Genomic DNA, 20,592 nt, shown 5'->3' on the forward strand with positions numbered 1-20,592 from the left:
CCGATCAGGCGGAGACGGCGGGCAGCTCGTAGAAGCGCACGATCCCGGCGAACTCCTCCGGGTCCAGGCTCGCGCCGCCCACCAGGGCGCCGTCGACGTCCGGCTTGGCCATCAGCTCGCCGACATTCTTGGCCTTGACCGAGCCGCCGTACTGGATCCGCACGGCCTCCGCGGTCGGGGCGTCGTAGAGCTTGCCGATCTCCTCACGGATGGCCCCGCAGACCTCCTGCGCATCCTCCGGGGTGGCCACCTCACCGGTGCCGATCGCCCAGACGGGCTCGTAGGCGATCACCAGGTTGGCCACCTGGGCCGCGCTGATGCCCGCCAGGGCGCCCTTGACCTGGTCCAGGGTGTAGGAGACCTGGTTGCCGGCCTTGCGGATGTCCAGCCCCTCGCCGACGCAGATGATCGGGGTCATGCCGTGCTCGATCACCTTCTTGGCCTTGGCATTGACCGTCGCGTCGTCCTCGGCGTGGTACTGGCGACGCTCGGAGTGGCCCACCACCACGTAGGAGCAGTTCAGCTTGGCCAGCATCGCGGCCGAGACCTCACCGGTGTAGGCACCCTTGTCCTGGGTGGAGACGTCCTGGGCACCGAAGGCAATCGGCAGCCGGTCGCCCTCCACCAGGGTCTGCACCGTGCGGATGTCGGTGAACGGAACCAGCACGACGGCCTCGGACTTGGCCTCGTCGTAGCCCTTGTCCTTGAGCGTCCAGGCGAGCTTCTGCACCAGGCCGGTGGCCTCGACGTGGTCGAGGTTCATCTTCCAGTTGCCCGCCATGATCGGCTTGCGTGCCATCAGTTGTTTCCTTCCAGAACAGTCAGACCCGGGAGCTCCTTGCCCTCCAGGTATTCCAGCGAGGCGCCGCCACCGGTGGAGATGTGGCCGAACTCCTCGTCGGCGTGGCCCAGCTCGCGCACGGCGGCGGCGGAATCGCCACCACCGACGACGCTCAGGCCGTCCACCTCGGTCAGCGCCTTGGCCACCGCGGCGGTGCCCTCGCTGAGTTCCTTGATCTCGAAGACGCCCATCGGGCCGTTCCAGACCACGGTCTTGGCGGCCTTGATGGCGTCGCCGAACAGCTTCTCGGTCTCGGGGCCGATGTCCAGGCCCATCTTGTCGGCCGGGATGGCGTCCACCTTCACGACCTCGACGGGGCCGTCGACGGTCTTGGCGTCGAAGTCCATGCCGCTGGCCACGCGCACGTCAACCGGCAGCAGCAGGGTCTTGCCGGCGGCCTTGGCCTGCTCGACATAGCCCTTGCAGGCCTCGATCGAGGCCTCGTCCATCAGCGACTTGCCCACCTCGTAGCCGGCGGCCTTGAGGAAGGTGTAGGCCATGCCGCCACCGACGATCACGGTGTCGGCGATCTTGAGCAGGTTGTCGATCACGGCCAGCTTGTCGGCCACCTTGGCGCCGCCCAGCACCACGACGAAGGGACGGTCCGGGTCGGACAGCACCTTGGAGAAGACGTCGCCCTCCTTCTTGACCAGCAGGCCACCGGCCGACGGCAGCAGCTTGGCGATGTCGTAGACGCTCGCCTGCTTGCGGTGCACGACGCCGAAGCCGTCGGAGACGTAGAAGTCACCCAGGGCGGCGTACTTCTCGGCCAGGGCGACGCGCTCGGCCTCGTCCTTGCTCTCCTCGCCCTTCTCGTAGCGGACATTCTCCATCAGGGCCACGTCACCGTCGCCGAGGGCGGCCACGGTCTCCTGGGCCGACGGGCCGACTACGTCGCCGGCCAGCTTCACCTCGGTGCCGAGCAGCTCGCCGAGCCGCTTGGCGACGGGAGCCAGGGAGTACTTGGGGTTGACCTCACCCTTCGGGCGGCCCAGGTGGGCCAGCACCACCACGCGGGCCCCGGCCTCGCGCAGTTCGGTCAGGGTGGGCAGGGCGGCCTTGATCCGGCCGTCGTCGGTGATGGTGTCGCCGTCCAGCGGCACGTTGAAATCGCAGCGGATGACTACCCGCTTGCCCTTGAGATCGCCGAGATCCTTGATCGACTTCACGTCAATCCTTCCGTTTCGTGGAATGGGTGGGGCGGCATCGCCCCGGGTCGTGCAGGTGTGCGAACGGGGTGGGACGCCGGAGCGCCCCACCCCGTCACATCTTGATCGGGACTTCGATCAGGCCAGCTTGGAGCCGACCAGGTTGGTCAGGCTGACCAGCGAGTTGGAGTAGCCCCACTCGTTGTCGTACCAGGACAGGACCTTGACCAGCTTGCCGATGACCTTGGTCTGGGTGGCATCGAAGATGCTGGTGTGCGGGTCGCCGACGATGTCGGTGGAGACGATCGGGTCCTCGGTGTACTTCAGGATGCCCTTGAGCTCACCCTCGGCAGCCTCCTTGACGGCGGCCTGGATCTCCTCGACGGTGCACTCCTTGGAGGCCTCGAAGGTCAGGTCGGTCAGCGAGCCGGTGGGGGTGGGGACGCGGACGGCCAGGCCGTCGAACTTGCCCTTGAGCTCCGGGATGACCAGGGCAACGGCCTGGGCGGCGCCGGTCTTGGTGGGGATCATGTTCAGCGCGGCGGCCCGGGCGCGACGCAGGTCGCTGTGCGGGGCGTCCAGGATGCGCTGGTCACCGGTGTAGCTGTGGATGGTGGTCATGATGCCGCGCTCGATGCCGAACTTGTCGTTCAGCACCTTGGCCAGCGGGGCCAGGCAGTTGGTGGTGCAGGACGCGTTCGAGATGATGTTCATCTCGTTGGTGTAGTCCTTGTCGTTGACGCCCATCACGAAGGTGCCGTCGACGTTCTTGCCGGGGGCGGAGATGATGACCTTCTTGGCGCCACCCTCCAGGTGGGCCTTGGCCTTCTCGGCGTCGGTGAAGAAGCCGGTGGACTCGATCACGACGTCGACGCCCAGGTCGCCCCAGGGCAGGTTCTTGGGATCGCGCTCGGCCAGGGCCTTGATCTTCTTGCCGTCAACGGTGATGTACTCGTCGTCGTAGCTGACCTCACCGGAGAAACGGCCCATCAGCGAGTCGTACTTCAGCAGGTGGGCGAGGGTCTTGTTGTCGGTCAGGTCGTTGACGGCAACGACCTCGATGTCGGCGCCCTGCTCGATCAGAGCGCGGAAGTAGTTGCGGCCGATGCGGCCGAAGCCGTTGATTCCAACCTTGACGGTCATGCGTTATCTCCTTCGAGATATTCAGTGCCTCTGCACGTGGTCCAGAGACGTGTACGGACGTTGCCGAGTCTAACGAATAGATCACGACGCCGTGCGAGCAGACCGCACATCATGGTGGTATCACCGCAGGTGAACGCGGAATGAACCACATCTCGACGTCGTGATTACCACTCGGTAGGATGCTGCACCCCTAGCCGCAGCGGATTAATCGGCTCCGTCCAGCAGTTCAGGGCTCAAATTGGCCTCCGTGGAAGGGATTCCGCGTTCAGCTGCAAGCTTGTCCGCGGTGGCCAACAGGCGACGAATTCGTCCCGCCACGGCGTCCTTGGTGAGCGGCGGGGTGTGCAGCTGACCCAGCTCCTCCAGCGACGCGTTCTTGTGCTCCAAGCGCAACAGCCCGGCCGCCTTCAGGTGGTCCGGCACATCGTCACCCAGGATCTCCAGGGCGCGCTCCACCCGGGCCCCCGCGGCCACCGCCGCCCGGGCCGAGCGGCGCAGGTTCGCGTCGTCGAAATTGGCCAGCCGATTGGCCGAGGCACGCACCTCGCGTCGCATCCGACGCTCCTCCCAGGCCAGCAGGGACTCGTGCGCGCCGAGCCGGGTCAGCATCGCAGCAATCGCGTCGCCGTCGCGGATCACCACCCGGTCCACGGTGCGCACTTCCCGCGCCTTGGCGGCGATCTGCAGCCGACGGGCCGCCCCCACCAGCGCCAGGGCCGCCTCGGAGCCCGGGCAGGTGACCTCCAATGCCATCGAGCGGCCGGGTTCGGTCAGCGAGCCGTGGGCCAGGAAGGCGCCCCGCCAGGCGGCCACCTGGCAACAGGTGCCGCCGCCCACCACGATGGCGGGCAGCCCGCGCACGGGCCGGCCGTGGGAATCGGTCAGGCCGCTCTGCCGGGCCAGGGACTCCCCGTCGGCCACCAGCCGCAGCAGGTAGCGGGTGCCCCGCCGGATGCCGGTGCCGTTGACCAGGATCATGTCGGCGGTGAACCCGTAGAGGTCCTGGATGGCGGTGCGCAGCCGTCGGGCGGCGGCGCCGGTGTCAAACTCGGCCTCCACCACGATCCGGCCGCTGACGATGTGGATACCGCCGGCAAAGCGCAGCATGCTGGCCACCTCGGCGCGACGGCAGCACGGCTTGCTCACCCGGATGCTGGCCAGCTCCGCCTTCACCTGCTGTGTCATGGCCATCCAGCGGCCTCCTTCCCCAGCCCGGCAGGAATGCCCGGCAAGACAGAGATTCAACCACGCCTCGCGCCGCGCGGGCATCCCCGCGGCAGATCCTCAGCAGCCCATCACATCCGCATAGACCGACGCCAGCCGCAGCGGGTCGTGCCGCGCGGAGCCGTCCCGCATGGCCACGTCGGCCACCACCAACTCCCCACCGAGGGAGCGGACATAGGTGTCCAGGTGCTCGTCGGCGAAGCTCTGGTCCGCGATCACCACGTCCAGCCGCAGACTCGGCGCATGCTCGGCCAGCAGCTCGATGTGCCGGGAGGCGCTGAACCCGTCGGTCTCGTCGGCCGAGGCGATGTTCAGGGTCAGGATCCGCTTACCCGGAGACTCGGCGATGGCCCGGGCCAGCTCCGGCACCAGCAGGTGCGGCAGCACCGAGGTGAACCAGGAGCCGGGCCCCAGCACCACGTAGTCGCTCTCCGCGATCGCCTCCAGCGCGTCGGGGCAGGCGGCCGCGTCCTGCGGCTCCAGCCGGATCTTCTGCACCTCGGCCCGGGTCTTCGCGACGGTGGCCTGACCGGACAGGGTGCAGGTCTCGTCCGGGCGGGTGGGGTCCAGCCCGATCACGTCCGCGGCGATGGTCAGCGGGGTGAGCGACATCGGCAGCACCCGGCCCCGGGTGCGCAGCAACTCCCCCACCTGGTCCAGGCCCGCCACCGGATCCTCCAGGTGCTGCCACAGGCCCAGGATCAGCAGGTTCCCGACGGCATGCCCACCCAGCGGGCCCCCGCCGCCGAAGCGGGACTGCAGCACGTCGGCCCACTGCCGGCCGGAGTGGTCGTCGCCGCACAGCGCGGCCAGCGCCATCCGCAGGTCCCCGGGCGGCAGGCAGTCGAACTCGCCACGCAGCCGGCCCGAGGACCCCCCGTCGTCGGCGACGGTGACGACGGCGGTCAGTCGATCCGTCACCCGGCGCAGGGCGCTCAGACTGGCGGACAGGCCATGCCCGCCGCCCAGGGCGGTCACCGCGGGGCCGTACTGGGTCTCCCCCCGGATCGGGCGCCGTGCCGCGGTCATTCCTTGCCCAGATCTCGGTGCATCACCGTCACGGTGATCCCGCGCTCCCGCAGCCGTCGGCCGAACTCCTCGCTCATGGCGGTGGAGCGGTGCTTGCCGCCGGTGCAGCCGATGGCCACCGTCACCTGCCGCTTGCCCTCCCGGATGTAGCCCGGGGCCATGGTCTCGAACAGGCCCTCCAGCTTGCCCAGGAAGTCCAGGGCGCCGTCCTGGGCCAGCACATAGCCACTGACCGCCTCGGACAGGCCGGTCTGGGGCCGCAGCTCCGGTACCCAGTGGGGGTTGGGCAGGAAACGCACGTCGAGCACCAGGTCCGCATCCAGCGGGAGGCCGTTCTTGAAGCCGAAGCTCATCACTGCCACCCGGATCCGGTCACCGTCGTCGCCACCATAGGCGTGCGCCACCCGGGCACCCAGCTGGTGCACGTTGATGTTGGTGGTGTCCACCACCAGGTCCGCCGAGGCCCGCAGGGTGGACAGCATGGCGCGTTCCTTGGTGATCCCGTCCATCAGCCGGCCGTCGCCCTGCAGCGGCAGGGGCCGACGGGTGGACTCCTGCCGTTTCACGATGGCCGCATCGTCGGCCTCCAGGTAGAGGATCTCGGTCTCGATCCCCTGCTCCGCCAGCTGGGCGAAGATGGTGCCCAGCTGGTCGAACTGGGTGCGGCTGCGCACGTCCAGCACCACGGCCAGCTTCTCGATCCGGTTGCGCCGGGCCAGGTCCACCAGGTTGAACAGCAGCGCCGGCGGCAGGTTGTCCACCACATACCAACCGAGGTCCTCCATGGCATGCGCGGCGGTGCGCCGTCCCGCCCCGGACAGCCCGGTGATGATCACCAGGCGGGGGTTGACGACGTCGGTCTGGGCGCTGCTCGGTGTGCTCACGGGGCCCATTATTGCGGAGTCACCTCACCCGTGGTCATGTTGATCGCCTCGCCCGTCTGCTGGCCGCCCAGCGCGTCGACGACATTCTGCGCCAGCTTGGGGCCGAAGCCGGGCACCAGCGCGATCTCCTCCGCACCGGCCGCCCGTAGTTTCCGCAGACTGCCGAAGTGCTTCAGCAGGGCCTTGCGTCGGGTCTCCCCCAGCCCCGGCACCTCGTCCAGCACCGACTCCACCATGGCGTGACTGCGCCGGCCGCGGTGATGGGTGATGGCGAAACGGTGGGCTTCATCGCGCAGGCGCTGCAGCAGGTAGAGCCCCTCCGAGCTGCGGGGCAGGATCAGGGGGTACTCGTCGTCCGGGATCCACACCTCCTCCAACCGCTTGGCCAGCCCACACAGCGCGATCTCGTCGGCCAGCCCCAGCTCCTGCAGCACCTCGGCGGCGACGGCCACCTGGGGCGCGCCACCGTCCACCACCACCAGCTGCGGGGCATAGGCGAACTTGCGTGGAGCACCGGTGGTGGCGTCCACCAGCACCGGGCCGCCCTCCGCCTCGGCGCTCATGCTGGCCCGGTCATCCAGCAGTCGCTTGAACCGGCGGGTCAGGACCTCCCGCATGGCCCGCAGGTCATCGGAGCCGTCGAAGGACTTGATGATGAAGCGCCGGTACTCGCTCTTGCGCGGCAGCCCGTCCTCGAAGACCACCATCGAGCCCACCACCTCGGTGCCCTGCAGGTGGGAGATGTCATAGCACTCGATCCGCAGCGGGGCCGTGGGCAGCTCCAGGGTCTCCTGCAGCTGCTCCAGGGCACGGTTGCGGGTGGACAGGTCGCTGGCCCGCTTCATTTTGTGTTGTTGCAGCGCCTGTTGGGCATTGCGGGCGACGGTGTCCAGCAGGACCTTCTTGTCCCCGCGCTGCGGCACGTGCAGGTTCACATTGGCCATGCGCTGTTCCCGCAGCAGCTGGGCCATCACGTCGCCCGAGGCGGGCATCACCGGCACCAGGATCTCCTTGGGGATGTGGCTGGCCAGCTCGGTGTCGGCCGCCGCCGCGTCGGCATAGATCTGCAGCAGGAATTGCTCCACCAGTTCCTCGGTGCCGGCATCGTCGGCCCGGTCCGCCACCCAGCCGCGTTCGCCACGCACCCGGCCGGCCCGGACATTGAAGATCTGTACCGCCACCTCCAGCGGGTCCTCAGCCAGGGCAATCACGTCGACGTCCGTGCCGTCGGCCAACACGATGGCATTCCGCTCGGTGGCCTGCTTCAGCGCGGCCAGGGAGTCCCGCAGCACCGCCGCCTTCTCGAACTCCAGCTCCCGAGAGGCCTCGAGCATCTGCCGTTCCAGCTTGCGGGTGAGCTGCCCGGTGCGTCCGGCCATGAAGCTGGCGAAGTCCTCCACCAGCTCCCGGTGGTCCTCGGGGCTGATCCTGCCGACGCACGGGGCGGAGCACTTGCCGATGTAGCCCAGCAGGCAGGGACGGCCGGCCGCCTTGGCATTGTTGAAGACCCCATTGCTGCAGGAGCGCATCGGGAAGACGTGCAGCAGGGCGTCGACGGTCTCCCGGATGGCCCACGCCTGACCGAAGGGCCCGAAGTAGCGGTAGCCCTTGCGTTTGCTGCCCCGGCCGACGAAGACCCGCGGGTACTCGTCGGACCAGGTCAGGCAGAGCCAGGGATAGGACTTGTCGTCGCGGTACTTCACGTTGAAGCGCGGGTCGTACTGCTGGATCCAGGTGTATTCCAGCTGCAGGCTCTCCAACTCGTTCTGCACCACTGTCCACTCCACCTTGGCGGCGGTGCGCACCATGGTCTGGGTGCGGAAGTGCAGGTTGGCCGGGTCCGCGAAGTAGGAGTTGAGCCGCTGCCGCAGGTTCTTGGCCTTGCCGACGTAGATCACCTGGCCGTGCGCGTCGCTGAACCGGTAGACCCCGGGATCGGTGGGGATGGTCCCCGGCTTGGGGCGATAGGTGGACGGGTCGGCCATGCGGGCCAGTCTAGGAGGGGGCTCTGACAGGAAGCGCCCGCGGCGTCCCGGACCGAGCGACCCCGGGAGCCGACGCCCGGGAGCGCGTCGGTTAGGTTGGTCCCCACTGCCCCCAGGAGTGAGGAGAAGCAATGAAGCCCACCCGACGTGACGTGCTGAAGACCGCGGGTCTGGCGGCCGGCGCCGCCACCGGCGCGACTGCCCTGACCAGCTGTTCCAGCCCGGAGGAGGTGGCGGCCGGCCCGGCCGAGGTCAAGGCGGCCGATGTGCCGGTGGGCGGCGCGACCATCATCGAGGGTTCGCGGTATGTGGTGAGCCAGCCCGCCGCCGGCCAGTACAAGGCCTTCAGCCGTACCTGCCCGCACGCCGCCTGCGATGTCAGCAAGGTGGAGAAGGCCGAGATCATCTGCACCTGCCACGGCGCCCGGTTCTCCGCCGCGGATGGGGCCCGGTTGAGCGGCCCGGCGGACCGGGGACTGACCGCGGCCACCGCGACGGTGAAGGGAGACACGATCACCGTCAGCGACGGGTAGGTTTGGGGCAACGCCCAAGCACTAGGAGTAGATGATGAGCCCTTCCCGCCGTGATGTCCTGAAGACCGCCGGCCTGGCGGCCGGTGCCGCCACCGGGGCGGGTGCGCTGGTCGGCTGCTCGAAGCCAGAAGAGGTCAAGGCCGGCCCGACATCGGTCAAGGCCGCCGACGTGCCGGTGGGCGGCGCCAAGATCATCGAGGACTCCAACTTCGTCGTCAGCCAGCCCACCGCGGGGCAGTACAAGGCCTTCACCCGGCTCTGCCCGCACGCCGGCTGCAAGGTCAGCCAGGTGGAGAAGGCGGAGATCGTGTGCACCTGCCACAACTCCCGCTTCTCCGCCGCCGATGGCTCACGGCTGAGCGGCCCCGCCACCGCGGGCCTGGGCAAGGCCACCGCCACGCTGGCGGGCGACACCGTCAACGTCAGCGCCTGAGCCGACGACCCGCAAGACGCGGCCGCCAGTCGAGGGGTCCTGGACCTGGTGACGGGCGGCCGTCGAGTCCCGGCCAGCACAGTCAGCGCTTGGCCGCCGACTTCTTCGCGGTCGTCTTCTTGGCCGTGGCCTTCTTCGCGGTCGTCTTCTTGGCCGTGGTCTTCCTGGCCGCCGCCTTCGTGGCGACGGGTGCTTCCACCAGCGCCTCGGTGACCTCCCCCACCGGGACCTCGCGCCCCTTCAGGATCGGCGCCAGGAACTGCCCGGTGTAGCTCTCGGCGCAGGCCGCGACCTGTTCCGGGGTGCCCTCGGCCACCACCAGACCGCCGCCGGAGCCGCCCTCCGGGCCCATGTCAATCACGTGGTCCGCGGTCTTGATCACGTCCAGGTTGTGCTCGATCACCACCACGGAATTGCCCTGGTCAACCAGCTTGTCCAGCACTCCCAGCAGCTTGCGGATGTCTTCGAAGTGCAGGCCGGTGGTGGGCTCGTCCAGCACGTACATGGTGCGGCCGGTGGAGCGACGTTGCAGTTCGGTGGCCAGCTTCACCCGCTGCGCCTCGCCGCCAGACAGGGTGGTGGCCGGCTGACCCAGCCGGACATAGCCCAGCCCCACCTCCACCAGGGTCTTGAGGTGGCGGGAGATGCCGCTGATGGCCCCGAAGAACTCCGCGGCATCCTCGATCGGCATGTCCAGCACCTCGGCGATGGTCTTGCCCTTGTAGTGCACCTCCAGGGTCTCCCGGTTGTACCGCGCTCCGTGGCAGACCTCGCACGGGACGTAGACGTCGGGCAGGAAGTTCATCTCGATCTTGATGGTGCCGTCGCCCATGCAGTGCTCGCACCGGCCGCCCTTGATGTTGAAGCTGAACCGGCCCGGCTGGTAGCCGCGCACCTTGGCCTCCGGGGTGGACGCGAACAGGGCCCGCACCTTGTCGAAGACGCCGGTGTAGGTGGCCGGGTTGGAGCGCGGGGTCCGCCCGATCGGCGACTGGTCGACGTGGATGATCTTGTCGATGTGCTCCATCCCGCTGATCGATCGGTGCTTGCCCGGCACCGCCTTGGCCTTGTAGAGCCGCTGCGCCAGCGCCGTGTAGAGGATGCCGTTGACCAGCGAGGACTTGCCGGAGCCCGACACCCCGGTGACCGCGACGAACTGCCCCAACGGGAAGGCGACGTCCACCTCCCGCAGGTTGTTCTGGCGTGCACCGTGCACCGTCACCGCCCGCCCGGTGGCGGGCCGACGGGTGGCGGGCAGGGGGATGGAGCGTCGGCCCGACAGGTAGGCGCCGGTGATGGACTGTTCGCTGGCCAGCAACTGGCTGACCGGCCCGGAGACCACCACGTGCCCGCCGTGCTCCCCGGCACCGGGGCCCACGTCGACGGTCCAGTCCGCCACCCGGATGGTGTCCTCGTCGTGCTCCACGACGATCAGCGTGTTGCCCAGGTCCCGCAGCCGTTTCAGGGTCTCGATCAGGCGCTGGTTGTCCCGCTGGTGCAGGCCGATCGATGGCTCGTCGAGGACGTAGAGCACGCCCACCAGGCCGGAGCCGATCTGGGTGGCCAGCCGGATCCGCTGTGCCTCGCCGCCGGACAGGGTGCCAGCAGAGCGGGACAGGGTGAGGTATTCCAGGCCCACGTCCAGCAGGAAGCGCAGCCGCTCGTTGATCTCCTTGACCAGCCGCTCCGCAATCTGCGACTCCCGCGGGGTCATCTCCAGGCCGGCCAGGAAGTCCGAAACCTCCCGGATGGACAGGTCGGACAGTTCCGCGATGTTCTTGCCGCCGACGGTGACCGCCAGCGAGGTGGGCTTGAGACGCGCCCCGCCGCAGGTCGGGCAGGGCACCTCCCGCAGGTAGCCGCCCCAACGGTCCCGGGCCGAGTCGGTCTCCGCCTCGTCGAAGCGACGCCGGACATAGCGCAGCACGCCCTCGTAGTTCTGGGTGAAGGTGCGGGTGCGGCCGAAGCGGTTGCGGTAGGAGACGTAGACCGGATCCCCGGCGCCCTGCAGGAGCACCGCCTGGGCGGCGGCGGGCAGGTCCTGCCACGGGGTCCGGACACTGAAGCCGTGCTGCTTGGCCAGCGAGTCGAAGACGTGCTCGTAGTGCGCCGCGACGTGCGCATTGGCCCAGGGCGCAATCGCCCCGTCGGCCAGGGACTTGCCCCGGTCCGGCACCACCAGGTCCGGATCCACCTCGTGCGTGGTGCCCAGGCCGGTGCAGGCCGGGCAGGCACCCCACGGACCGTTGAAGGAGAACTGCCGGGGCTCCAGCTCCTCGATCGAGATGTCGTGCTCATTGGGGCAGGCCATCCTCTCCGAATAGCGCCGTTCCCGCTTGGGGTCCTTGGCGTCCAGGTCGACGAAGTCCACCCCCACCACACCCTGGGCCAGCCGCAGCGCGGTCTCGATGGAGTCGGTGATCCGTCGCTTGGCGGACTCCTTGACCGCCACCCGGTCCACCACCACGTCGATGTCGTGCTTGCGTTGCTTGTCCAGCGTCGGCGGGTCGGTCAGCTGGTGCACCTGGCCGTCCACCCGCACGCGGCTGTAGCCGTCGGCCGAGAGCTGCCGGAAGAGGTCGACGTGCTCCCCCTTGCGGCCGCGCACCACCGGGGCCAGCACCTGGAAGCGGGTGCCCTCCTCCAGGGCCATCAGCCGGTCGACGATCTGCTGCGGTGTCTGGCGGCTGATCGGCCCGCCACACTGCGGGCAGTGCGGGTGCCCGATCCGGGCAAACATCAGGCGCAGGTAGTCGTAGACCTCCGTGATGGTGCCCACCGTCGAGCGTGGATTGCGGCTGGTGGACTTCTGGTCGATCGACACCGCCGGGGACAGCCCCTCGATGAAGTCGACGTCCGGCTTGTCCATCTGCCCCAGGAACATCCGGGCATAGGCGCTCAGCGACTCCACATAGCGCCGCTGCCCCTCGGCGAAGATGGTGTCGAAGGCCAGCGAGGACTTGCCGGAGCCGGACAGGCCGGTGAACACAATCAGCGCATCACGCGGCAGGTCCAGCGAGACATTGCGCAGGTTGTGCTCGCGGGCACCTCGGACGATCAGTCGGTCATTCACGTCGTCCAGAGTAGAACGCGCCACCGACAGTTTTTTCGCAGCACGTTCCGGCGGGGTCCACACTGGTGGCTTTGCCCTGCCCGGTTGGTTAGGTTGGTGCCATGACTTCCGAGCCTCCGGCGCCGCTGCCGCTGCCGGTCAGCGCGACGACGGCCACCCTGCGTCGACGCAAGCTGGAGGCCACCCAGGCGCTGCTGGGGGACACCATCTCCATCCCCGACGAGGACTGGCAGCAGCCCAGCCGGCTGCCCGGCTGGACCCGGGCACACGTTGCCACCCACCTGGCCCGCAATGCCGACGCCATGCGGCAGGTGGTGGAGGGCCTACTGGGCAACCGTCCCACTCCGCTCTACCCCAGCCCCCGCCAACGGCGACGGGACCTGGAAGTGGGCTCCCGCCGCGCGCCGCTGGAGCTGCAGATTGACCTGGACACCTCGGCCGGTCAGCTCAACCAGGCCTTCACCCGGCTGACCGAATCCGGCCGGGTCGACGTGGTGGAGCTGGGCCCCTGCTTCCGGATGCCGGCCCCGCACCTGATGGTGGCCCGGCTGAACGAGGTGGTGCTGCACCGGATCGACCTGGACCACGGATTCACCGCCGCCCACGTGGACGCCGACATCGCCCGCTGGCTGCTGGAGTGGAACTGCCAACGGATCGGCGAACGGCCGGACTTCCCGGCATTGCACCTGATGAGCGATTCCGGCTTCCAGGCCACCATCGGGGCACCGCCACCGGCCGGCCACGAAGCCCATCTGGTGCATGGCACCGACGCCAGCCTGCTCGGCTGGCTCACCAGCCGCGGCCCCGCCGACTCGCTCGGGGGCGCCGACGGCCTGACCCTTCCGGAGTTGTGATGCCCGAGATCAAGACCGTCCACCTGGCTCCCGGCCTCACCCTGCGCCACGTGGCGGTGGGTCCGATGTCCAACAATGCCTACCTGGTGAGTGACGCCGAGGGCCGCGCCCTCCTGGTGGACGCCGCCGCCGAGCCCGACGTGCTGCGGGAGCTGGTGGCCGACGTGACCGTGGAGACCATCCTCACCACCCACCGTCACCACGACCACATCGGCGCCCTGGCCGAGCTGGCCGGCGCCACGGGCGCACAGACCGTCTGCGGACGTCCCGACGCGGAGGCGATCACCGCCGCCACCGGCGTGCCCTGCGAACCACTGTGGACCGGCGACCAGCTGGCCCTGGGCCAGCACCGCTTCGGAATCATCGGGCTGGTGGGCCACACCCCCGGCTCGATCACCGTCGTGGTCCGTCCCGACGCGTCCCCGGTGCAGCTGTTCACCGGCGATTCCCTGTTCCCCGGCGGCGTCGGCAAGACCGGCAGCCCCGAGGACTTCACCAGCCTGCTGGACGGCGTGACCAGCCAGCTCTTCGACATCTTCGACGACGACACGGTGGTCTGGCCGGGTCACGGGGAGCCCACCACGCTGGGGGCGGAACGGCCCCACCTCGACGAGTGGCGCCAGCGCGGCTGGTGACAGGCCAACCCGTATCACGGGTGATACGATCCGTACATGAGTGTCCCCGTTCGCGATCTGCGCAACAACAGTGCCGCCCTGCTGAGGCGAGTGCAGCAGGGTGAGAGCGTCGTGGTCACCAAGGACGGCGAGCCCGTGGCTGAGGTCGTACCCCTGCGCCGCACTCCACTGCACCGGGACCAACTGCTGAAGCGGTGGGCGACACTCCCCCCGATTGACAGTGAGCAGTTCCGGCACGACGTCGACGACATGCTGGACTGGTCGCTGTGACCGCGACAGAGGGCACTGGCCTCCTCGACACGAATCTCGTGATCGACCTCGCCCGCGTTTCTCCCGATGACCTCCCTGAGGTGCCGATCATCAGCACGATCACTCTCGCGGAGCTGTCCGTCGGTCCGCTTGTCTCCACCGACCCGTCAGAACGAGCACGTCGGCAGCAGGTGCTGCAACTGGCGGAGGCATCGTTCGATCCCCTCCCCTTCGACGCCGCTGCTGCACGTGCCTTTGGCGCAGTGGCGGCATCCCTGCGCGCCTCGGGGCGCAAGCCGGCCGCGCGTGGGTATGACGCTCTCATTGCCGCGGTGGCGATCTCGCAAGACATCCCGCTGCACACCGCGAACCCCGATGACTTTGCCCACATCGGGGGGCTGGATCTTCGCCCGGTTCGGCGTGCCGGCGCGGCCACGTCGACGGAGCAAGAGTGATGGACGCACACGACCCTCGCCCCTCGCTCACCCAAGACCTCACGGGAGACGAGTTCCTGCGGTGGTACTGGCTCAAGGATGAGCTCATCGATTTCGCCCACACGCTGGGGATCCGCGCAACCGGGAGCAAAGCACTGCTCACGCAGCGGATTGCCGCCGCACTCGACGGCCTCCCCTTCGACGAACCAGCCTCACCTCGAGTTCTCGTCGCAGCGCAGCTCTCGGGCCCGCTCACCGGTGACACGATCATCCCTCGCGGCCAGCGATGCAGCCAGCTCGTCCGCGCTTGGTTCGTCGCTCAGGTGGGTGAAGGTTTCCACTTCGACGCCGCCATGCGGGAGTTCTTTGCCGCAACCGACGGCAACCAGACTCTGAATGATGCGCTTGAGCACTACCGCGGCACCCGCGACCAGGGTGGCACGTCGATCGGCGAGCAGTTCGAGTACAACCGCTTCACTCGAGCCTGGCACGCCGACCGTCCAGGCGGTTCACCAGATGAGTTGCTCGCTGCGTGGCAGACATACCGTTCTCTCCCCGTCGACGAGCGCGACCGCATCTGATCGTCGCCCGCTGCTCTCCCCCGGCGGCGTCGGCAAGACCGGCAGCCCCGAGGACTTCACCAGCCTGCTGGACGGCGTGACCAGCCAACTCTTCGACGTCTTCGACGACGACACGGTGGTCTGGCCCGGTCACGGGAAGCCCACCACGCTGGGGCGGAACGACCCCACCTCGACGAGTGGCGCCAGCGCGGCTGGTGGGCTCTGCAACCAGCCCACAAGGCCGTGCTAAAGGTAGCGTAACTCTTCTGCTAAAGGTAGCGTAACTCTTCTGCTAAAGGTAGCGTAGACGGCATGGGATACCGTCGCCGAACCGTCGATGATGAGCTGGATGACCTGCTCGCCATGGCCCCTGCCCTGGCCCTGGACGGCCCCAAGGGAGTCGGCAAGACGGCCACCGCAGAACGTCGGTGCACCACGGCCTATTTTCTGGATCAGGACAGCCACCGGCAACGCTTGGCAGGAGATCCAACCTTCCAGGCGACACCTCCGGGCACGATTCTCCTGGATGAGTGGCAGCGGGCTCCGGAGGTCTGGGACCGCATTCGACGGGCTGTGGATCATGGGGCCCCTCCGGGCCGTTTCCTGCTGACTGGAAGCGCGACACCACGGGATGCTGCTGGGACTCACAGCGGGGCCGGCCGTATCCTGTCTCTCCGGATGCGGCCCATGGCATTCCACGAGCGGGCGAATACCACGCCCAGCATCTCGTTCGATGACCTGCTGGCAGGCAAGGCCGAGGACATCCTCGGCACGACATCCGTCAACTTGACGGACTACGCGCATGCGATCACGGACAGCGGCTTTCCCGGCATCATGAATCAGCCGCCGCGGTTGCGACCCGCACACCTGGATGCCTACCTCCTCCGTGTGATTGACCGGGACCTGCCCGACCTCGGCTTGACCGTGAGACGCCCCGAGACTCTGCGTCGCTGGTTGAACGCCTACGCGGCTGCCACAGCGACGACAACGGCCTACAGCAAGATGCTTGACCTGACCACGGCTGGCGACGGGTCTCAGCCAGCCAAATCCACCACCATCGCCTACCGAGACCATCTGACCCAGCTCTGGCTGCTGGATCCGCTACCTGGCTGGAGTCACAGTCGGAGTCCAATGGCCCGGCTGCAACAGGCCCCGAAACACCATCTGGCCGACCCGGCTCTGGCTGCACGACTGCTCAATGTCCCGGCTCGAACCCTGCTGTCCCCCAAGGGAGCTCACTTGTTCGGGCCACTCTTCGAGGCCTTGGTGACGCTCTCCATCCGGGTCATGGCTCAACGCTCACAAGCACGCGTCGGACACCTGCGGACCAGGAATGGAGACCATGAAGTGGATCTCGTGGTGGAGGGCGACGAGGGGCAGGTCCTCGGGATCGAGGTCAAGCTCAGCGCAGACGCCACGGATTCCGATGTCAGACACTTGCACTGGCTCCGGGACCAGCTACCGGGCGATGTGGTGGACCTGGTTGTGGTCACCACCGGCACCCACAGCTACCGGCGCGCCGACGGCGTGGCGGTGGTCCCGCTGGCCCTGCTGGGCCCCTGAGAGCAGCGGGTTGGCCCCACCGATTTCCCGCGGTGATTGGGTGCATCCGCGCCGTCCATGTGACAATTGTCTCTGGAGGGGAGTACTCCCCAATCAGCAGAGTCGTCATCACGACGCCCCGCCAGGGTGTCCGGCCTGCGGCCACGAATGTGGCGGAAGAGACCTCCAGCAATCCCTGCACACCTGGAAAGGGTCTGGATGAATATTCATCTCTACACGTGGTTGATCACCATTGGCGTGATGAGCGCCGTGCTCCTCGTGGACATCTTCGTGATCGGCCGCAAGCCGCACGAGCCGTCGATGAAGGAATGCAGCATCTTCGTCGGCGTCTTCGTCGGGTTGGCGATCCTGTTCGGGATCGGCGTGACCTACTTCTCCGGCCCGCAGTACGGCAAGGAGTTCTTCGCCGGCTGGTTGACCGAGTACAGCCTCAGTCTGGACAACCTGTTCATCTTCATCATCATCATGGCCAAGATGAAGGTGCCCCGGCACCTGCAGCAGTATGCGTTGCTGGTGGGCATCATCCTGGCCCTGGTCTTCCGCGGCATCTTCATCGCGCTGGGCAAGTCCATGATCGAGGCCGCCGCGTGGGTCTTCTTCATCTTCGGCGCCTACCTGCTCTACACCGCGCTGGATCTGGTGAAGGACTACTTCCAGCATGACCATGACGACGAGGCCACGGAGAACATGCTGATCCGCTGGGTCAAGCGCACGCTGCCCTTCGTCGACGAATGGCAGGGCACCAAGAGCCTGGTGAAGATCGACGGCAAGAAGCTGTTCACCCCGATGTTCCTGGTGATCGTGGCGCTGGGCTCCACCGACATCCTGTTCGCGCTGGACTCCATCCCGGCCATCTACGGCCTGACCCAGGAGCCCTACCTGGTCTTCACCGCCAATGTCTTCGCCCTGATGGGCCTGCGCCAGCTGTACTTCCTGATCGGCGGCCTGCTCACCAAGCTGGTCTACCTCCCGATCGGCCTGTCGGTGATCCTCGGCTTCATCGGCATCAAGCTGGTGCTGCACGCCGCGCACCACTACCACCTGGTGGGCAGCTGGGCCGAGATCAACATCGAGGTCAGCCTGGGCGTGATCGTGGCCACCCTGATCCTGACCACGGTGGCCAGCCTGATGAAGACCCGTGGCATGACCGAGGAGGAGATCGAGGCGATGCACTGAGCCCCGTTCTCCCCTGCACCGCAGAGCCCCGCCCACCACTGGTGGGCGGGGCTCTGTCGTCGGCCCCAGCTACTTGTTGGCCTCGATCATGGCCCGCAGCTCCTTCTTCAGGTCCCCGATCTCGTCGCGCAGCCGGGCCGCCAACTCGAACTGCAGCTCCGTGGCGGCCGTGTGCATCTGGTCGGTGAGCTCCTGCACCAGGTCCGCCAGCTCGCTGACCGCCATCGTCGACGTGTCCAGCCCGCGGGCCTTGTCCGCCACCCCGGGCACCGGAGAGCTGGGCTTGCGGCCCTTGGGCTGGGCCTTGTCCACCAGGGCCCTGGTGTCGGCATCCTCGCGGGCCAGCATGTCGGTGATGTCGGCAATCTTCTTGCGCAGCGGCTGCGGGTCGATCCCGTGCTCGGTGTTGTAGGCAATCTGCTTGGCCCGGCGGCGATTGGTCTCGTCGATCGCCCGTTCCATCGACGGGGTGATCTTGTCCGCGTACATGTGCACCTGGCCGTCGACATTGCGGGCCGCGCGGCCGATGGTCTGGATCAGGGACCGGTCGGAGCGCAGGAAGCCCTCCTTGTCGGCGTCCAGGATGGCCACCAGGCTCACCTCGGGCAGGTCCAGGCCCTCGCGCAGCAGGTTGATGCCCACCAGCACGTCGTACTCCCCCATCCGCAGCTCGCGCAGCAGCTCCACCCGGCGCAGGGTGTCCACCTCGGAGTGCAGGTAGCGGGTGCGCACCCCGTTCTCCATCAGGTAGTCGGTCAGGTCCTCGGCCATCTTCTTGGTCAGCGTGGTGACCAGGATCCGCTCGTCCTTGGCGGCCCGCAGCGTGATCTCGCCCATCAGGTCGTCGATCTGCCCCTTGGTGGGTTTGACGATGATCTCCGGGTCCACCAGGCCGGTGGGCCGGATGATCTGCTCCACGAAGCCGTCGGAGCGCGCCATCTCGTAGTCGCCGGGGGTGGCGGACAGGTAGACGGTCTGCCCGATCCGCTCCACGAACTCCTCGAAGCGCAGCGGCCGGTTGTCCAGCGCGCTCGGCAGCCGGAAACCGTGCTCCACCAGGGTGCGCTTGCGGCTGGCGTCGCCCTCGTACATCCCACCGATCTGCGGCACTGTGACGTGGGACTCGTCGATCACCAGCAGGAAGTCCGACGGGAAGAAGTCCAGCAGGGTGTGCGCCGGCTCGCCGGCCTGGCGGCCGTCCATGTGCCGGGAGTAGTTCTCGATCCCGGAACAGGTGCCAATCTGGCGCATCATCTCGATGTCGTAGTTGGTGCGCATCCGCAACCGCTGCTCCTCCAGCAGCTTGTTCTGCTTGTGCAGCTCGTCCAGCCTGCCAGCCAGCTCGGCCTCGATCCCGACGATGGCCCGCTCCATCCGCTCCGGGCCGGCCACATAGTGCGTCGCCGGGAAAATGTACATCTCCTGGTCCGTGGTCAGCACCTCCCCCGTCAGCGGGTGCATGGTGCTCAGCGCCTCGATCTCGTCGCCGAAGAACTCGATCCGGACGGCATTCTCCTCATACATCGGGAAGACCTCCAGGGTGTCCCCCCGCACCCGGAAGGTGCCGCGGGTGCCGGCCAGGTCATTGCGCGCGTACTGGATCTCCACCAGCCGCCGCAGCAGCGCCTCCCGCTCGTACTCCTGGCCCACCTTCAGCCGGACCATCCGGTCCACGTACTCCTCCGGCGTGCCCAGGCCGTAGATGGCGCTCACGGTGGCCACCACGATCACGTCGCGCCGGGTGAGCAGCGAGGCCGTGGTGGAGTGCCGAAGCCGCTCCACCTCCTCGTTCAGCGACGAGTCCTTCTCGATGTAGGTGTCCGTCTGCGGCACATAGGCCTCGGGCTGGTAGTAGTCGTAATAGCTGACGAAGTACTCCACCGCATTGTCCGGGAAGAACTGACGCAGCTCGTTGGCGTACTGCGCCGCCAGGGTCTTGTTGGGCTGCATCACCAGCACCGGCCGCTGCAGCCGTTCGGTCAGCCAACCGACGGTGGCGGTCTTGCCGGTGCCGGTGGCGCCCAGCAGCACCACGTCCTGCTCACCGGCCCGGATCCGGCGTTCCAGCTCGTCGATGGCGGCCGGCTGGTCCCCCGACGGCTCGAAGCCGGCCTGCATGGTGAAAGGGGCCACCACCCGTTGGATCTCGTCTACTGCGCGCATGTCCTGAAGGCTACAAGCAGCCTCCGACAAAAGATCAGCAGCCGCAGCCGTCGCCCTGCTGGCCGCGCAGCTTGAGCAGCTCGTGCCAGACGGCGTGGGTGCGCTCGGCCAGCTCCGCCAGGCCGGCGTCGTTGCGGATCACGAAGTCCGCCACCCGCAGCCGGTCGGCGCGGGAGGCCTGGGCGTCGATCCGGGCCTGGGCCTCGTCGGCCGAGAGGCCGTTGCGGGCCATCAGCCGCTCCCGCTGGGTGTCCTCGTCGGTATCCACCACCACCAGTGAGTCGAAGGCGTTGGCCTGCCCGGTCTCCACCAGCAGCGGGATCATGTGCACCACGATCAGGTAGGGGTCATCCACCAGGTCCTCGATCGCCCGGGCCGTGGCCCGCACCCGGGGATGGATGATGGCGTTCAGGTCCCGACGGGCCTGGTCGTCGCCGAAGATGATCCGGCCCAGGGCGGGCCGGTCCAGGCTGCCGTCGGGCTGCAGCACACCGTCGCCGAAGCGCTCCACGACGGCGGCCAGGCCGGAGCTGCCTGGCACCACCACGTCGCGGGCCAGCTGGTCGGAGTCCACCACCAGCGCACCCAGTCTGGTCAGTTCGGCACCCACGGCCGATTTTCCCGAGGCGATGCCGCCGGTGAGCCCAATCCTGATCATGCCGACG

General features: G+C 68.1%; 20 protein-coding genes. 10 read left to right on the forward strand and 10 right to left on the reverse strand.

Going from position 1 to position 20,592, the window contains the following annotated elements; genetic code table 11:
- Nucleotides 1-4: 4 nt before the first annotated feature.
- The 7 genes from tpiA to uvrC form a co-directional block, all read right to left on the reverse strand.
- Nucleotides 5-799, reverse strand: coding sequence for a triose-phosphate isomerase (gene tpiA / locus AAEX60_RS05060; protein WP_342101629.1), 795 nt, complete (start codon nt 797-799; stop codon nt 5-7).
- Nucleotides 799-2,010 (reverse strand): phosphoglycerate kinase, encoded by a 1,212-nt coding sequence (locus tag AAEX60_RS05065; protein WP_342101630.1) that lies wholly within the window; start codon nt 2,008-2,010, stop codon nt 799-801. The genes tpiA and AAEX60_RS05065 overlap by 1 nt, the downstream gene beginning before the upstream one ends.
- 117 nt (nt 2,011-2,127) lie before the next feature.
- Nucleotides 2,128-3,132 (reverse strand): type I glyceraldehyde-3-phosphate dehydrogenase, encoded by a 1,005-nt coding sequence (gene gap / locus AAEX60_RS05070; protein WP_342101631.1) that lies wholly within the window; start codon nt 3,130-3,132, stop codon nt 2,128-2,130.
- A gap of 204 nt (nt 3,133-3,336) precedes the next feature.
- Nucleotides 3,337-4,323, reverse strand: a complete 987-nt coding sequence (whiA, locus tag AAEX60_RS05075; protein WP_342101632.1) for a DNA-binding protein WhiA — start codon at nt 4,321-4,323, stop codon at nt 3,337-3,339.
- Nucleotides 4,324-4,416: 93 nt separating this feature from the next.
- Nucleotides 4,417-5,385: a gluconeogenesis factor YvcK family protein gene (locus AAEX60_RS05080; RefSeq protein WP_342101633.1), complete on the reverse strand. Its 969-nt coding sequence runs from the start codon at nt 5,383-5,385 to the stop codon at nt 4,417-4,419.
- A complete protein-coding gene (gene rapZ, locus AAEX60_RS05085) occupies nt 5,382-6,269 on the reverse strand; it encodes an RNase adapter RapZ (RefSeq protein ID WP_342101634.1) in 888 nt (295 codons plus the stop codon). Before rapZ ends, AAEX60_RS05080 begins: the two co-directional genes overlap by 4 nt.
- A gap of 8 nt (nt 6,270-6,277) precedes the next feature.
- The gene (gene uvrC / locus AAEX60_RS05090) at nt 6,278-8,254 is read right to left on the reverse strand and encodes an excinuclease ABC subunit UvrC (protein ID WP_342101635.1); all 1,977 of its coding nucleotides are present in this window, start codon (nt 8,252-8,254) and stop codon (nt 6,278-6,280) included.
- A 131-nt stretch (nt 8,255-8,385) separates the two neighbouring features.
- Between uvrC and AAEX60_RS05095 the strand changes: the two genes are divergently transcribed.
- Together AAEX60_RS05095 and AAEX60_RS05100 are read left to right on the forward strand one after the other, a co-directional pair.
- Nucleotides 8,386-8,787: a Rieske (2Fe-2S) protein gene (locus AAEX60_RS05095; RefSeq protein WP_342101636.1), complete on the forward strand. Its 402-nt coding sequence runs from the start codon at nt 8,386-8,388 to the stop codon at nt 8,785-8,787.
- Nucleotides 8,788-8,821: 34 nt separating this feature from the next.
- A complete protein-coding gene (locus AAEX60_RS05100) occupies nt 8,822-9,220 on the forward strand; it encodes a Rieske (2Fe-2S) protein (RefSeq protein WP_342101638.1) in 399 nt (132 codons plus the stop codon).
- Between the two features lie 82 nt (nt 9,221-9,302).
- Here AAEX60_RS05100 and uvrA read toward each other — a convergent pair whose 3' ends face one another.
- On the reverse strand, nt 9,303-12,293 hold the full coding sequence (gene uvrA / locus AAEX60_RS05105) for an excinuclease ABC subunit UvrA (RefSeq protein ID WP_446721264.1): 2,991 nt from the start codon (nt 12,291-12,293) through the stop codon (nt 9,303-9,305).
- A 101-nt stretch (nt 12,294-12,394) separates the two neighbouring features.
- Between uvrA and AAEX60_RS05110 the strand changes: the two genes are divergently transcribed.
- The 8 genes from AAEX60_RS05110 to AAEX60_RS05140 all read left to right on the forward strand — a co-directional run bounded on the left by AAEX60_RS05110 (nt 12,395) and on the right by AAEX60_RS05140 (nt 17,764).
- A complete protein-coding gene (locus AAEX60_RS05110; RefSeq protein ID WP_342101639.1) occupies nt 12,395-13,147 on the forward strand; it encodes a maleylpyruvate isomerase family mycothiol-dependent enzyme in 753 nt (250 codons plus the stop codon).
- Nucleotides 13,147-13,782 (forward strand): MBL fold metallo-hydrolase, encoded by a 636-nt coding sequence (locus AAEX60_RS05115; protein ID WP_342101640.1) that lies wholly within the window; start codon nt 13,147-13,149, stop codon nt 13,780-13,782. Before AAEX60_RS05110 ends, AAEX60_RS05115 begins: the two co-directional genes overlap by 1 nt.
- A 36-nt stretch (nt 13,783-13,818) precedes the next feature.
- A complete protein-coding gene (locus AAEX60_RS05120) occupies nt 13,819-14,052 on the forward strand; it encodes a type II toxin-antitoxin system Phd/YefM family antitoxin (RefSeq protein ID WP_342101641.1) in 234 nt (77 codons plus the stop codon).
- Nucleotides 14,049-14,486 (forward strand): type II toxin-antitoxin system VapC family toxin, encoded by a 438-nt coding sequence (locus AAEX60_RS05125; RefSeq protein ID WP_342101642.1) that lies wholly within the window; start codon nt 14,049-14,051, stop codon nt 14,484-14,486. The genes AAEX60_RS05120 and AAEX60_RS05125 overlap by 4 nt, the downstream gene beginning before the upstream one ends.
- Entirely contained in the window at nt 14,486-15,046 is a 561-nt protein-coding gene (locus AAEX60_RS05130) for a DUF6434 domain-containing protein (RefSeq protein WP_342101643.1), read from the forward strand. Before AAEX60_RS05125 ends, AAEX60_RS05130 begins: the two co-directional genes overlap by 1 nt.
- A gap of 120 nt (nt 15,047-15,166) precedes the next feature.
- Nucleotides 15,167-15,286: a hypothetical protein gene (locus tag AAEX60_RS16395; RefSeq protein ID WP_446721265.1), complete on the forward strand. Its 120-nt coding sequence runs from the start codon at nt 15,167-15,169 to the stop codon at nt 15,284-15,286.
- Between the two features lie 51 nt (nt 15,287-15,337).
- Nucleotides 15,338-16,588 (forward strand): ATP-binding protein, encoded by a 1,251-nt coding sequence (locus tag AAEX60_RS05135; RefSeq protein ID WP_342101644.1) that lies wholly within the window; start codon nt 15,338-15,340, stop codon nt 16,586-16,588.
- Between the two features lie 198 nt (nt 16,589-16,786).
- On the forward strand, nt 16,787-17,764 hold the full coding sequence (locus tag AAEX60_RS05140) for a TerC family protein (protein WP_342101646.1): 978 nt from the start codon (nt 16,787-16,789) through the stop codon (nt 17,762-17,764).
- Nucleotides 17,765-17,833: 69 nt separating this feature from the next.
- On the opposite strand, the gene uvrB is transcribed toward AAEX60_RS05140, so the two are convergent.
- Both uvrB and coaE read right to left on the reverse strand, forming a co-directional pair.
- On the reverse strand, nt 17,834-19,927 hold the full coding sequence (gene uvrB / locus AAEX60_RS05145; RefSeq protein ID WP_342101648.1) for an excinuclease ABC subunit UvrB: 2,094 nt from the start codon (nt 19,925-19,927) through the stop codon (nt 17,834-17,836).
- A 34-nt stretch (nt 19,928-19,961) separates the two neighbouring features.
- Nucleotides 19,962-20,585 carry a dephospho-CoA kinase gene (gene coaE / locus AAEX60_RS05150; protein WP_342101649.1) on the reverse strand — a complete coding sequence of 208 codons (624 nt, stop codon included), beginning with the start codon at nt 20,583-20,585 and terminating at the stop codon, nt 19,962-19,964.
- Between the last annotated feature and the right edge of the window lie 7 nt (nt 20,586-20,592).

Source organism: Luteococcus sp. H101 (assembly GCF_038433155.1).
Lineage (GTDB): Bacteria > Actinomycetota > Actinomycetes > Propionibacteriales > Propionibacteriaceae > Luteococcus.

Bases quoted from the DNA above. Each gene is read 5' to 3' on its own strand.
- tpiA (WP_342101629.1), bottom strand. From the start codon at position 799: ATGGCACGCAAGCCGATCATGGCGGGCAACTGGAAGATGAACCTCGAC.
- gap (WP_342101631.1), bottom strand. From the start codon at position 3,132: ATGACCGTCAAGGTTGGAATCAACGGCTTCGGCCGCATCGGCCGCAAC.
- whiA (WP_342101632.1), bottom strand. From the start codon at position 4,323: ATGGCCATGACACAGCAGGTGAAGGCGGAGCTGGCCAGCATCCGGGTG.
- AAEX60_RS05080 (WP_342101633.1), bottom strand. From the start codon at position 5,385: ATGACCGCGGCACGGCGCCCGATCCGGGGGGAGACCCAGTACGGCCCC.
- uvrC (WP_342101635.1), bottom strand. From the start codon at position 8,254: ATGGCCGACCCGTCCACCTATCGCCCCAAGCCGGGGACCATCCCCACC.
- AAEX60_RS05095 (WP_342101636.1), top strand. From the start codon at position 8,386: ATGAAGCCCACCCGACGTGACGTGCTGAAGACCGCGGGTCTGGCGGCC.
- AAEX60_RS05100 (WP_342101638.1), top strand. From the start codon at position 8,822: ATGAGCCCTTCCCGCCGTGATGTCCTGAAGACCGCCGGCCTGGCGGCC.
- AAEX60_RS05110 (WP_342101639.1), top strand. From the start codon at position 12,395: ATGACTTCCGAGCCTCCGGCGCCGCTGCCGCTGCCGGTCAGCGCGACG.
- AAEX60_RS05115 (WP_342101640.1), top strand. From the start codon at position 13,147: ATGCCCGAGATCAAGACCGTCCACCTGGCTCCCGGCCTCACCCTGCGC.
- AAEX60_RS05120 (WP_342101641.1), top strand. From the start codon at position 13,819: ATGAGTGTCCCCGTTCGCGATCTGCGCAACAACAGTGCCGCCCTGCTG.
- AAEX60_RS05130 (WP_342101643.1), top strand. From the start codon at position 14,486: ATGGACGCACACGACCCTCGCCCCTCGCTCACCCAAGACCTCACGGGA.
- AAEX60_RS05135 (WP_342101644.1), top strand. From the start codon at position 15,338: ATGGGATACCGTCGCCGAACCGTCGATGATGAGCTGGATGACCTGCTC.
- AAEX60_RS05140 (WP_342101646.1), top strand. From the start codon at position 16,787: ATGAATATTCATCTCTACACGTGGTTGATCACCATTGGCGTGATGAGC.
- uvrB (WP_342101648.1), bottom strand. From the start codon at position 19,927: ATGCGCGCAGTAGACGAGATCCAACGGGTGGTGGCCCCTTTCACCATG.
- coaE (WP_342101649.1), bottom strand. From the start codon at position 20,585: ATGATCAGGATTGGGCTCACCGGCGGCATCGCCTCGGGAAAATCGGCC.